This is a genomic window from Paenarthrobacter aurescens, assembly GCF_025421775.1.
Lineage (GTDB): Bacteria > Actinomycetota > Actinomycetes > Actinomycetales > Micrococcaceae > Arthrobacter > Arthrobacter aurescens_B.
In genome coordinates, this window is record NZ_JAOEFX010000004.1 from 125,571 (window position 1) to 137,653 (window position 12,083).

15 protein-coding genes are annotated in these 12,083 nt (G+C 63.3%); 7 read left to right on the forward strand and 8 right to left on the reverse strand.

The annotated features are described in order from the left end of the window. Positions 1 to 97 precede the first annotated feature (97 nt). Positions 98 to 520: a DUF1801 domain-containing protein gene (locus tag N7568_RS09645; RefSeq protein ID WP_261609616.1), complete on the reverse strand. Its 423-nt coding sequence runs from the start codon at positions 518 to 520 to the stop codon at positions 98 to 100. A gap of 58 nt (positions 521 to 578) precedes the next feature. On the opposite strand from N7568_RS09645, the gene N7568_RS09650 reads away from it, so the two are divergent. Further along, positions 579 to 1,430: a PhzF family phenazine biosynthesis protein gene (locus N7568_RS09650; protein WP_261609617.1), complete on the forward strand. Its 852-nt coding sequence runs from the start codon at positions 579 to 581 to the stop codon at positions 1,428 to 1,430. Positions 1,431 to 1,437: 7 nt separating this feature from the next. On the opposite strand, the gene N7568_RS09655 is transcribed toward N7568_RS09650, so the two are convergent. Together N7568_RS09655 and N7568_RS09660 are read right to left on the reverse strand one after the other, a co-directional pair. After that, positions 1,438 to 2,970: a DUF6297 family protein gene (locus tag N7568_RS09655; protein ID WP_261609618.1), complete on the reverse strand. Its 1,533-nt coding sequence runs from the start codon at positions 2,968 to 2,970 to the stop codon at positions 1,438 to 1,440. A gap of 1 nt (position 2,971) precedes the next feature. After that, complete coding sequence (locus N7568_RS09660; protein ID WP_261609619.1) at positions 2,972 to 3,649, reverse strand: ABC transporter ATP-binding protein; 678 nt, start codon at positions 3,647 to 3,649, stop codon at positions 2,972 to 2,974. A 58-nt stretch (positions 3,650 to 3,707) separates the two neighbouring features. On the opposite strand from N7568_RS09660, the gene N7568_RS09665 reads away from it, so the two are divergent. From N7568_RS09665 to N7568_RS09675, 3 genes are read left to right on the forward strand one after another with little or no spacing between them, the layout of a single operon-like run. Then, positions 3,708 to 4,499, forward strand: a complete 792-nt coding sequence (locus N7568_RS09665; protein ID WP_261609620.1) for an IclR family transcriptional regulator — start codon at positions 3,708 to 3,710, stop codon at positions 4,497 to 4,499. 24 nt (positions 4,500 to 4,523) lie between these two features. After that, positions 4,524 to 4,898: an iron chaperone gene (locus N7568_RS09670; RefSeq protein ID WP_261609621.1), complete on the forward strand. Its 375-nt coding sequence runs from the start codon at positions 4,524 to 4,526 to the stop codon at positions 4,896 to 4,898. Then, positions 4,898 to 5,650, forward strand: coding sequence for a class I SAM-dependent methyltransferase (locus tag N7568_RS09675; protein ID WP_261609622.1), 753 nt, complete (start codon positions 4,898 to 4,900; stop codon positions 5,648 to 5,650). Before N7568_RS09670 ends, N7568_RS09675 begins: the two co-directional genes overlap by 1 nt. Positions 5,651 to 5,688: 38 nt before the next feature. On the opposite strand, the gene N7568_RS09680 is transcribed toward N7568_RS09675, so the two are convergent. Next, positions 5,689 to 5,898 carry a hypothetical protein gene (locus N7568_RS09680; protein ID WP_261609623.1) on the reverse strand — a complete coding sequence of 70 codons (210 nt, stop codon included), beginning with the start codon at positions 5,896 to 5,898 and terminating at the stop codon, positions 5,689 to 5,691. Positions 5,899 to 6,077: 179 nt separating this feature from the next. Between N7568_RS09680 and N7568_RS09685 the strand changes: the two genes are divergently transcribed. Next, positions 6,078 to 6,977: a diacylglycerol kinase family protein gene (locus N7568_RS09685; protein ID WP_368736516.1), complete on the forward strand. Its 900-nt coding sequence runs from the start codon at positions 6,078 to 6,080 to the stop codon at positions 6,975 to 6,977. A gap of 6 nt (positions 6,978 to 6,983) precedes the next feature. Here the strand turns inward: N7568_RS09685 and N7568_RS09690 are convergent, their stop codons facing one another. Next, the gene (locus tag N7568_RS09690) at positions 6,984 to 7,823 is read right to left on the reverse strand and encodes a hypothetical protein (RefSeq protein WP_368736513.1); all 840 of its coding nucleotides are present in this window, start codon (positions 7,821 to 7,823) and stop codon (positions 6,984 to 6,986) included. A gap of 173 nt (positions 7,824 to 7,996) precedes the next feature. On the opposite strand from N7568_RS09690, the gene N7568_RS09695 reads away from it, so the two are divergent. Together N7568_RS09695 and N7568_RS09700 are read left to right on the forward strand one after the other, a co-directional pair. Next, a complete protein-coding gene (locus N7568_RS09695; protein WP_261609625.1) occupies positions 7,997 to 8,290 on the forward strand; it encodes a DUF4287 domain-containing protein in 294 nt (97 codons plus the stop codon). Between the two features lie 84 nt (positions 8,291 to 8,374). Continuing rightward, positions 8,375 to 8,824, forward strand: coding sequence for an SRPBCC family protein (locus N7568_RS09700; RefSeq protein WP_261609626.1), 450 nt, complete (start codon positions 8,375 to 8,377; stop codon positions 8,822 to 8,824). A gap of 3 nt (positions 8,825 to 8,827) precedes the next feature. On the opposite strand, the gene N7568_RS09705 is transcribed toward N7568_RS09700, so the two are convergent. From N7568_RS09705 to N7568_RS09715, 3 genes are read right to left on the reverse strand one after another with little or no spacing between them, the layout of a single operon-like run. Continuing rightward, positions 8,828 to 9,817, reverse strand: a complete 990-nt coding sequence (locus N7568_RS09705; RefSeq protein ID WP_261609627.1) for a 2-hydroxyacid dehydrogenase — start codon at positions 9,815 to 9,817, stop codon at positions 8,828 to 8,830. A gap of 2 nt (positions 9,818 to 9,819) precedes the next feature. Further along, positions 9,820 to 10,800, reverse strand: a complete 981-nt coding sequence (locus N7568_RS09710; protein ID WP_261609628.1) for a hydroxymethylglutaryl-CoA lyase — start codon at positions 10,798 to 10,800, stop codon at positions 9,820 to 9,822. Then, the gene (locus N7568_RS09715) at positions 10,797 to 12,047 is read right to left on the reverse strand and encodes a CaiB/BaiF CoA transferase family protein (protein WP_261609629.1); all 1,251 of its coding nucleotides are present in this window, start codon (positions 12,045 to 12,047) and stop codon (positions 10,797 to 10,799) included. The genes N7568_RS09710 and N7568_RS09715 overlap by 4 nt, the downstream gene beginning before the upstream one ends. Positions 12,048 to 12,083 lie beyond the last annotated feature (36 nt).

The window sequence follows — 12,083 nt, forward strand, 5'->3', positions numbered from 1 at the left end:
GGCGGGGGTTTTCTGTTCCCCATGCCCGCGCCGAGATTCCAGTTAGTGACAATCCGGAGCGCTCCGACTGTCACTTAGTGCCATCCCGGTGCGAGGTCTACGGGGTGTGGATTTCCTCCATAACGTGCTTGTAGCCAGAACGGATCATCTCGGCGAGAACGTCCCGGTCTATGTCGTCCAGTTTGTTGACGTACAGGCACGCGGTGCTGGTTTTGTGCTTGCCCAGTTCCGGGAGCAGACGGTCTGCGTCGGGGCCCTCCGTGACGCCGTACAGCACCAGGTTAGCCTTGCGGGGTGAAAATCCGACGGCGGCGGAGTCGCCTTCGCGTCCACTGTCGTACTTGTAGTGGTAACTCCCGAATCCGACAATCGTCGGACCCCACATGACTGCTTCCTGCCCGGTGATGTCCCGCATCATTTCCAGCAACTCCAAACCGTCTTCGCGTCGCTTCGGATGCTCCACGGCGGCCAGGAAATCCTCCACGGACACGTCCGTGGGCTGGGTCTTGTTCTCTGCCATGCTGGTAGTTTCGCAGACACCGGGCAGGCCCGCCAGCAAGCGATGGTAGCCTGCAGCGGTGACTTCAAAACCCCTGCGCATCCGCCCGTTCCACCAAGTTGACGTCTTCTCCGAGGAGCCGTATCTGGGCAACCCGTTGGCAGTGGTGGTGGATGCGGAAGATCTCAGCGGCGAGACGATGCAGCACTTCGCCAACTGGACCAACCTCTCCGAAACCACCTTCCTTCTTCCTCCCACCCACCCGGAAGCTGACTACAAGGTACGGATCTTCACGGGCAGCGAGGAGTTCCCTTTCGCCGGGCATCCCACGCTCGGCTCGGCGCATACGTGGCTGCAGACGGGGGGAGTGCCCAAGACGGAGGGCGTTCTGGTTCAAGAGTGCGGCGCGGGTTTGGTACGGGTGAAGCACGACGCCGGGCGGTTGGCTTTCGCTGCGCCGCCGCTGACACGCTTCGGCCCGGTAGATGAGGACATCCGTGCCCGGCTTGCTGCCGGATTGCGCCTGCCGGCAGACGCATTGCTGGACGCGTCATGGTTGGTGAACGGCCCGACATGGATCGGCGTGCTCCTCAGGTCGGCGGAACAGGTGCTGGCCATCGAGCCGGACCTCGTCGCCATGGGCGATCTCAAGGTCGGGGTGATCGGCCCGCACGAGCCGGGTGCCGCCGTCGACTTCGAAGTGCGTACCTTCATTCCGGGCGACGCCATGGTGGAGGACCCGGTCACGGGCAGCTTCAATGCCGGCGCAGCCCAATGGTTGTTCGGCAGCGGCAGGGCACCCCGGGAGTACGTAGCTGCCCAAGGCACTGCGTTGGGCAGGGCAGGCCGGGTCCACGTCAAAGCAGAAGACGGAGAGATCTGGGTAGGTGGAGCGTCGGCCACGTGCATCCAAGGCACGGTTCTGCTGTAAACGCTGGCTAGGATCGCTTGGGCCGGGTCAGTACCACCACCAGGAAGATCCCGACACTGAAAACGGCCTGCACCATCACCACCAGCAGCGGAACGTAGCCGAGGTACAACGCCACCAGCAGGGGGATCATCGCCAGGATGGTCACGTCCAATCCCCGCATCAACGAGCCCAGTTGGGCTCGCGGAACGGGTCCGAACGGTGTTTCAACCGGAGGTGCTGTCCAATCCGGCGGGGTCCTGGTGGCGGCGCGGAGGGTCCCCGCACCCATGCCAACGCCTGCAATGGCGCCGACTGCTATCAACCACGGATCGGCAGCGCCGAGGACAAGCAAAAGACTGCTGAGTACGGCCATCCACACGGCCATCGCCAGGCAAGGCATGAGCGTTCGGCTGGTCCTTACCAATGCAGGATGCAGTGGCAGGAGTGCGTCGAGTTCGGGAACCAACGCAGTCTTGCGGGCCACGCTCCCCAAACCGGAAGCAGTGGCGCATCCTGCGATCACAATGACCGCCAATTGGGCGAACTCCGGCAACCCGCCTTCCACGAGAAGAATCGCGATGCAGGCAGCAAGCCACAGGAGTGGCGGTGTCAGTGGGGGATTGAGCCGAAGGAAGGCAACCACGTCGGCGCGGATCAGTGCCCTCAGCGGACCGTGCGCGGGCCGGGCATAGAACCTGGCTGCCCTGCCGCCGTCGACCGTCTTCCGGCCGCCGCCCAAGGCGCGAAGCACCTCATTGGAGTCCAGCATGAACAGCGACGCTCCGGCATGACCGGCAACGGCACCGCCGCGGACCAGCTCTTCACCCCGCACCTGCCCGGCACGCGGCACCACCAGTGCCAAAAGGCCGACGGCGGCAATACCCACCAGCGCTGTTGGCCAGAAGGAGGATGAGAGCGCTGGAACCGTCGAGCAGGCCAGGAGAACCGCCGCCGACGCGACCCGGCCAACGCGGTGCCCCAAGAGACGGAGCTGCTGCATGGCGGCCAGCGCCACCGCAATGGTGCCGGCAGCACTGAAAGACAGTGATGCGAGAAGGTGGTCGCTGGGCGCGCGGTCTACTGTGGTCACCAAGCTGAAGGGCAAGTAGATGATTGCCGAACCGGCCGCGGTGAGTGCGACTTTGCGGAGGAAAGGCGGCAGGACCATGGGACGGCGGTCGACGGGAAGCGTCAGCCACCAGGAGCTCTCTGGTCCATTGACTGTCATCGGCCCGAGTTTTCGGGCCAGGTTGCTGATCACCAGGAGGACCGCGAACGTCACGGACGTCCACAACACCGCTTCGGGCAGGACGAGCCACTGCGCGTGGATGATGCTGGTTGTGGTTGAGGCCCGGTCCGCAATCTCGTTGCGCAGCGCCAGGACGAATGAGGCCGCGATGGTCAGTGACACACCGATTCCGAGTCCCCAGCTGTAGGCATCGACGAAGCGGTCGGCCCACGACGTCCGGCTGCGTTTGTAGCGTCGGGAGGACCGGCGGGTGAAGCGGACAATTGCGGCGGCCAGCTCCCGGTCCTGCGTGGACGGTGAAACGGTGAGCATGTCAGGACCCGGCAATGATCGAAGCCCCCTGCTCCGGATCGAATTGCTGTACTTCGTCGTCAATGACCAAACATGTGGAAGCCGTGGCGAGCAGAAGCTGCGGATCGTGGGTCACCAGGACCACCGCGCCACCATCTTTGGCGTGCTCGGAGATGCGTTCACCCAGCGCGACCCGCATCCGGGGATCGAGCCGCTGTTCCGGCTCGTCAAGGATCAGGAGCGACGACGGGCGGATGAGTCCAGCGGCGAGCAACAGCCTGCGCCGTTGTCCCGAGGACAGTGCGTCAGGGATCGCGTGGGACCTGCCCAGCAGTCCGAAGAACTCGAGCTCTTCCTCCACACGCCCTTCCGGGTCGTCGAGGGAGTGGCCGCGGGCAATGAGAAGCAAATGCTCCCGGACAGTGAGTGAAGGGAAGAAGAGATCGTCGTCGAATACCGCGGAAACCTGCCGGCGGAAGGGGACGGCGTCGGGATCAATGAGGAGTCCATGGACTTTCACGTCCCCGGCCAAGGAGGCCTGCCGTCCCGCGATGGTGCGGGCTACCGTGGACTTCCCGGCGCCATTGACGCCCACGATTCCCAAGACCTCACCCGCGTCCACGGACGCAGTAACTTCACCGCACACCGGAGCCCCGGCGTACCCCACCAGCAAGCCTTCGGCCTCAAGAACTGTCCCCATGCTGCAACCCTACCGGCGGGATTGGCGCGACCCCGCTGCAGCGTTTAGCGTGAGTCCTATGTCAGCATCCGATGCTTCCGCGAAGGCCAACGGCAACCCTTTGCTTGTCCTGGGCAAGATCACGTCCATCCTGGACGCCTTCTCCTTGTCGAACCCAGTGCTGCAGTTGGGCGACATCCGCGAGTACACCGGAATGCCCACCTCCACCGTGCAGCGACTGGTCACCAACCTGACGGCGCAGGGCTTTCTGGATCGTGAGGGCGACGCCTACAGGATCGGCATGAGAATGGCGTACTGGGCGGCGCCTGCAACCAGGGGGATGGAGGTTGTTGACATCCTGAGTCCGCTGCTCAAGACCTTGCGGGACACCACGGGTGAGACTGCGTGCTTCTTTAAGGCAGAACAGCATTACCGGGTGTGCGTGGCAATGGCTGATACGCATCACGCGCTCCGCCGGGAGATGCACCTGGGCAAGATCGTCCCGCTGCACGCCGGTTCGGCGGGCCGGGTCTTGTTGGCTTGGTCTCCTGAGCTGATGGAAGCTGTCCTCCGTGACCCCCTGGAATCAATCACGGACTTCACCATCACCAGCTCCGAAGAACTGGAAGCCGCAGTCAAGAAGACCCACGCCGATGGTTTCGCGATCACGGTCGGTGAGCGGGAAGACGGCGCTTCAGGCCTGTCCGCTCCGGTCTTCGACTCGGCCGCCGGCTTGGTGGGTGCCGTAACCATCAGCGGACCAACGCTCCGCATGCCGCTGGAGACGTGCGAGGCCTGGGTTGAGCCCTTGCTCGCTACTGCCGAGCACATGACCAGACTGATCGGTGGCCGGTTCCCCGGCGAAAGCTGAACCTTCAACAGTAGGAGAATGACGATGGCTGAGAAACACCCCACCGTGGACGCCTATGTCTCTGCCCAACCTGCGGCTTCCCGGCTGGTCCTCGAAGAGATCCGCAGGAGCATTCATGCTGCTGTGCCGGGTGCCGGCGAAATGATCAGCTACGACATCCCCACGATCACCATCGACGGGCACTACGTGGTGTACTTCGCCGCATGGGCGCACCACATCTCGGTGTATCCGATTCCACGTGAGGACGAAAACCTGAACGCAGAGATGGAACAGTTTGTCTCAGGGAAGGGAACCTTGAAGTTTCCGTTGGCGAAGCCGGTTCCGTACGGTCTCATCGCGAGGGTTGCTGCCCAGCTCGCGGCAGAGAAGAGGCGCGGGACTTTGGAGGCGGGACAATAGTGCGCGATTTTGAGACCTTGGTCCAAGAGGCTGTTGAAGCCGACGTGAACGGCTGGGGATTTGGCTGGCTTGACGGTCGGGCCTCGGAGGAACGGCCGCCGTGGGGATTCGCAAAGCTCTTGGCGGGCCGCCTTGCCACCGTCCGGAGTGCCCTTGATCTGGACACTGGTGGCGGCGAAGTGCTCTCGGAGGCCGTGAGGTTCCCCGAACGCATGGTGGCCACCGAGGGATGGCCGCCCAACGCCCAGCGGGCCCGGGATCGGCTTGGCGCACGCGGCGTGGACATCGTTGAGGTCACGGCCGGTTCAGGCCTGCCCTTCCCTGACGAGTCCTTCGAGCTTGTAACTGCGCGGCACCCCGTCAGCCCCGACTGGGAGGAAATCCGCAGGGTGCTGGTACCTGGTGGCCACTATTTCGCCCAGCATGTTGGCCCGGCTTCGGCCTTCGAACTGATTGAGCACTTCCTGGGCCCGTTGCCTGAACAACGAAAAGGCCGCGACGCCCAGGCGGAGTCAGCAGCTGCGGAAGCTGCCGGCCTGGCCGTCACGGAGCTCCGCACGGCCCGGTGCCGCATGGAATTCTTCGACGTAGGCGCAGTGGTGTGGATCCTGCGCAAATGTGTGTGGTGGGTCCCAGGCTTCTCAGCAGAACGTTACATGGACGAGCTCCACGAGCTGGATAGGCAGATGAGGGCCGGACGCCCGTTCACAGCCCACTCAACACGGCACCTCATGGACGCCCACCGGATATAGATCACCGGCAAGGGAGTGGGCGCCCTGCCCGCAAACGCTCAGAGCAATGAGCGGGCTTCCAGGTCCTCCATGGCCCACGTGAGAATCTTCAGGTCGAATGGGTCGCGCTCTTCGATTCCGAACAGGTAGGCGTCGAAGTCCCAGGGCCTGGCGTTCCCACCGTTGGCCCAATACCAAGCCCACAAATCGTCCAAGGTGATCTCGTGTTCCAAGATCAGCGTTCGTGCTGTCTGGCGTGAGTCTTCCATGGGCTTTCCCGACTGCTGACTCGGCGTCGGACCGCATCAGGCTGATTGACGTGGATCTCCGGTTCTGGAAACCCAATTTCATGCTTCCACGTCCAAGCCTTATCCGAAACCCCCGGGCTTACCGAATACTATGGAAACTACCGCCTGTAAGGGACCTTGCAATGAATCAGGAGCACATCGTGGATTCTGCCCGGACCTTTGAGTCGATCGTCATTATCTTCAATCCCAACAGCACCGGGAATGCGCCTGAGCTGGCGCAGCAGCTGCACGGGAAGCTCAAGGAGCTGCTCACGAACCAGCCCGAGATTACTCTCCGGCCCACCGAGCACGCCGGGCATGCCGTCGATTTGGCGCGGGAGGCAGCCTCGAAGGGCGGAGATGTCCTTGTGGTCTCAGTGAGCGGCGATGGCGGCTACAACGAGGTGGTCAACGGCGTGATGCAGGCCGGGAACCCGCAAGCAGTTTGCGCCGTCATGGCTGCGGGCAATGCCAATGACCACAGCCGGATCATCGGCACCAAACCTTTGGAAGAGGCCATTGCAGAAGGTCGTGTTCATAACATCGACCTTCTTCGCATTCACACCGGCCAAAAAGAGAATGAGCCTCTCGAATACGCTCATTCCTACATCGGTTTTGGACTCACTCCTGTGGTGGCCACCGAACTCGAAAAGGGCAGTAAGGGCGCATTGAAGGAGATGGTCACCGTCATTAAGACTTTTTCCGAGTTCCAGCCCTTCGCTATTCGCCAGACTGATGGGAAGCGCCGCAAGTTCGACAGCCTTGTCTTCGCCAATATCAACGAGATGGCCAAGTACGCCACGTTGAGTGAAGCGGAGGACCACCCGTCGGACGGAAAGTTCGAAGTCATCGTCTTCCCGCACATGCCCAAATGGCGCGTTCTGTTGACGGCGCTGAAGGCCACCACGCAGGGGCTTGGCGATCAGCCGAGCGTGAGCAGCTACGAATTCACCACGCTCAAGCCACTGCCGTACCAAATGGATGGCGAAGTGAAGACCGTGGAGGCCAACGTCAAGGTCACAGTGGAGTGCGCTCCGCAAGCCTTGGCAACCCTCGGTTAGTCGCGCCTAGCCCCCAGGGGCGCAGGCGGCCGTGACGAAGTCGTAAATGCGGCCGCGTAGCTCAGGTGAGGCGGCGATCTTCAGCAAGCCCTGCCGTTCCCCCACCTTGATCCTCAGTGGCAGGAGTGTCCCAACCTTGTCCTCGGCCACCGCGTGGGGATCGCAACGTGCGGGGCGGATGGTCAGCTGGAGTTCCTGTTTGACCGTGCCCAACGTGAAATTTACGGGCCAGGGAGCTGTGGAGGACTGCGCCAACAAGGTGGTCTCATCGATCGATTCGATCGTCAGGCTTTGCCGGCCATTTCCCGGTGTGGCGGGCGTGATGACAAGGCGTACGACGGCGGTGCGGCCGTCCGCGGCCACCTCCAGTCCCGGGTCCAACGCCAGTGTGGCGACGGCGGCTGCTTCTGCTGCGAGGCACAGCTCGCCGGCGTTTCTGGTCAGGACGCCGAACGGATCGGAAGCGTCGGTGTTTTCTTCTGCGGGGTCTTTGCCAGGTGCAGAGTAAGTGAGCTTTGCCTCGATATTGGCGAAAGCATCATGGGGCGTTCCACAGGCAGCCGCCGGCAAATCCGCGGGGATGCTCTTGGGCTGGCGGGGCGGCAACTCCAGTCCGCCCTCCGATGGCTGCCATGAAATACCTTCCGCGAAAAGCGATGAGTCCAACCGCGCCCCGGTCACCGTCAAGGGTGTGTCCGTGGTGTTGGTGAGCTGTATCAGGATTGCCTTTTTGCCGTATTGGTCCCGGGATTGGTTGACCTCAACGGTGATGGGGGAAGCACTGACGCTGGTGGCCTGCGAGCCGGGATCGCCGGAGTCGCAGGCGGCCAAAAGGGCTACAGCCACAGCGACGGCCATACCCACTGCAAAAGAACGCCACCCTCGGCACACCATGCGATCAGTGTAGGGGCGCTGGTCAATATCAGGCGGTTAGGTATTGATTCCTTGGGCACGGGTACGATGTCGCTCACGCACACCTATCAACTCCTCCGGGAAGTTGACCATGAAAGGCGACACCGATGTCATTCCAGGCTTACCTCGACGCCATTGAAGACAAGACCGGCCTCACTCCGAGGGAGTTGGTCGACATTGCCGAAACCAAGGGCTTCAATGACCCCTCGGTGAAGGCCGGGACCATCCTTGAATGGCTCAAAGCGGACTATGACCTTGGCCGGGGGCACGGAATGGCTTTGGTGCACGTCATCAAGAACGGACCCAAGATCGACAGTAAGCACGTCGGTTCGGACGGAACACACCGGGACGAGTCGGACACATTGTGGCTTGATGGCAAGGCCAGCAAGCCACAGCAGTGATGGACGACGGGCTATGGCAAGCAAACAATAAGCATGCTTAGCTTAAGGTTATCGCCACGGCCATCCGTTTCAGAAGGGCTCCACATGTCCACAGTGACCCAGGTATTCGACGCTCCCGCGGCCCACGTTTGGAAAGTGATCGCTGACGGGTGGCTGTACTCCGGCTGGGTGGTGGGTGCCTCGAGGATCCGCGCCGTAGACGACCACTGGCCACAGGTGGGTTCCAAACTGCATCATTCGGTGGGTTCCTGGCCTTTTCTGATCGATGACAGCAGCCGGGTCACTGCTGTGGAACCTGGTCGAACGCTGGAACTCCTCGCCAAAGGGTGGCCCCTGGGCGAAGCCAAGGTCCTGATCACCGTGGAAGACCTCGGCGGTTCCCAGTGCCGGGTCTCCATCGCCGAGGATGCGGTCAAGGGCCCAGGCAAATTGGTGCCCAAGGCTTTGCGGGATCCCCTGATCGGCGTCCGAAACCGCGAGACGCTGAAGCGCTTGGAACTCATGGCCCAAGGTGGAGCGGGCAGGCAGAACTAAGCGTCATGCCCGGACGAGCGGGTTGACGGGGTGGAGCGGCAGGCGGCCTTCGGCGATGGCGATCGCGTTGAGGGCACTGAGCCTGGCCATTTCAGCGCGGACTGGTACGGTGGCGCTGCCCACGTGGGGAAGCAGGACCGTATTGGGCAGTTCGGCCAGGCCTGGCGCGAGTTGCGGCTCCTCCTCGAAGACGTCCAAACCGGCGCCCCCGATCACTCCGTTGCGCAGGGCTTCAACCAACGCCGCCTCATCCACAACCGGCCCGCGGGCGGTGTTGATGAGGATGCCGCCGGGCTTCATCCGTTGCAAGACGGAAGAATCCACCAGATGCCGGGTCTGTTCGTTGAGCGGAACATGGAGGGACAGGAAATCGCTTCGCTCCACCAGCCCATTCCACGGCACTTGCTGCACCTTGCCCGCGAATTCGCCGAGTTCTTCATCGGAGACAGGCCGGTCGCCGGGTGGCCGCGGCGAGAAGAGCACTTCCATGCCGAAGCCCAACGCGCGGCGTGCCACAGCCCGGGCAATCCTGCCGAAACCAGCGAGCCCGAGGACCGCGCCGGAAACGTCGCGGCCCAGCATGAACTCCGGCTCCCACCCGTGGAACTTTCCTTCGCGGACTACCCGGTCCGCTTCCACCACGCGTCGGGCGGTGCCGAGGATGAGCAGCATGGCAATGTCCGCCGTCGCATCCGTCAGGACGCCGGGCGTATTGCCCACCACGATGCCGTGCCGGGTGGCGGCGTCGACGTCGATGTTGTTATAGCCCACGGCGTAGTTGGACACACCCCTCACGCGGGCGCCCGCCAGCAGGGGTTCATCGATGACGTCGCGCAACTGGGTGAGCACCACGTCGTAGTCCCCGGAAGCGCACAAGGCGGAGAGCGTCGCGTAATCCGGCGGCTCGGGCAGGACGGTGACCTGACCGGCGTCGGACAGCAGGTGCAGGCCAGGTTCCGGGATAGCCGTGGTGACCAGGAAATGATGACCCATGCTTAGTTGTCCCCAGCGGAGGCCGGCTGAACGGCGGAAGGCATGACCCAGTCGAAGGCTTCGGCCCTGGAACGGGCTCCTTGGGCTGCCTTGGAACGGTTCGGCTCACCCAGTTCGGCCAGCAATTTCTCAGACAACACCACAAGCTCCCCGAAGACGTCCGTAGTGAGCCATGCGGGACGGGTTGCAAAGAGGATGTCCTCGCTGGAGGTGTTGCCGCTGGCTCCTGGTGCGAACGGGCAGCCGCCCAGTCCACCGAGGGCGCCGTCCACCATGGCCGCACCGGCCTGGATGGCGGCAAGGGTGTTCGCAACGCCCAAGCCCCAGGTGTCGTGGCCGTGGTAAACGATCCGACGCGCAGGGGACTCGTCCCGCACGCGGGTGATCAGCCGGGCCACCTGCGCGGGAACGGCTTGCCCCAGGGTGTCGCAGATGACGATGTCCGTGGTGCCCTCGGCCCGGGGATCGTTGGCGATGGAGAGGATCCGCTCCTCCGGAACGTACCCCTCAAACGGGCAGGTGAAGGACGTCGCGATGCACAGCTGGATCTGGCCATCCACCGCACGTGCGTACTCCACGGCCTCGGGCAAAGCGGCCAGGCTCTCATCAGTGGTCCGCCCGATGTTCGCCTTGTTGTGCGAATCCGAGGCTGACAAGCAGTACTGGAAGTTCCGCGCTCCGGCAGCGGATGCCTTGGCAACGTGGCCAGGAGTGGCTACCCAGATCCAGCACTTTTCCAGTTCCTCCGGGGTGAGTGCTTGGACAACTTCCAGCGTGTTCGCCATGGTGGGGACCAGGTCGGCGCGTGCCATGGACCCGAGCTCGATGGCGGGCACGCCCAGCCGCAGCAGTTCGCGGACAATTTCGATCTTCTGTTCGGTGGGCAGGAGTTTGCCGGTGAGCTGGAGTCCGTCACGCAGGGTGACGTCCCTCAGGATGGTGTCGCCAAGGATCGTGGCCAAGGGGCTTTCAAAGCGATTCATGGTCGGAGTGCCTCCTCGCGGCCGGAAGCCGCATTGATCTGTGCGGCATCCATGTTCAGGAGCCCACCAAGGATTTCTTGCGTGTTTTCGCCCAGGTCCGGGCCGAGGTTCCGGATGGGCAAGGACTGGTCTCCGATCACAGGAACAATGCCGGGGAAGCCCACTCCAGGCAGGATTTCCTCGCCCGTGGAAACGTCGAACTTCTGGATCATGTTGCGGGCGGCGTACTGGCTGTCCGTACTGATGTCCGCCGCAGTGTAGATGGGTCCTGCGGGAACACCAGCGGCTTCGAGGGCCGCGAGGGCCTCAGCACCTGAAAGCGTCGCTGCCCATTCGCCGATGGCCTGGTCCAGCTCCTCACGTTGGGCCCAGCGCCCGGCATTTGTTTGCAGTGAAGGGTCTTCGGCGAGGTCAGGGCGCCCGATGGTCTGCATGTACCGCTGATAAATGGAGTCACCGTTGCCTGCCACCACGATGCTCGCGCCGTCCTTGCAGACGTAGGCGTTGGAAGGAGCGATGCCCTCCATCCGGCCACCTACGCGCTGCCGGTCCACGCCGTAGGCCTGGTAGTCCGGGATTAGCGATTCCATCATGGAGAACATGGCCTCATTCAGCGCGACGTCGATGATGCGCTCGGTGAGGGGAACAGCGCCAGCCGAGTCCCGGCGTCGTGCTTCACGTTGGTACAGGCTCATCATGGAGCCGAAGGCGGCGTACAGGCCCGCGATCGAGTCCCCGATGGAGACGCCAACCCGGACGGGTGCGCGGTCCGGGTCTCCCACCAGGTTGCGGAACCCGCCGTACGCTTCGGCGACGGCGGCAAAACCGGGCCGCTCGGATAACGGGCCGGTCTGCCCGAAGGCGGAGATGCGGGTAACGATGAGGTCAGGGTTGGCCTGGTTGAGGACCTCGGGGCCGAGGCCCCATTTCTCCAGGGTGCCGGGGCGAAAGTTCTCCAGCAGGATGTCGCATTTGGCCACGAGCTCCAGGACGGCCTGCTTTCCCGCGTCGGTGCGGAGGTCCAGGACAACGGACTTCTTGTTGCGGTTCAGCGTCCGGTACAGCATGGACGTGTTGCCCTTGTGCAGGCGCCAGTTGCGCAGCTCGTCACCCGTGCCGGGCCGCTCCACCTTGATGACCTCGGCTCCGAAGTCGGCCAGCAGCCTGCCGGCCGTGGGCGCAGCGATGTAGTTGCCGAGTTCCAGGACCCGGACGCCGTCCAGAGGGGCGATTGTTTGGTGTGTCATGGTCTTCTTTCGTGCGTGGTGGGGAGTCGGTTGGCA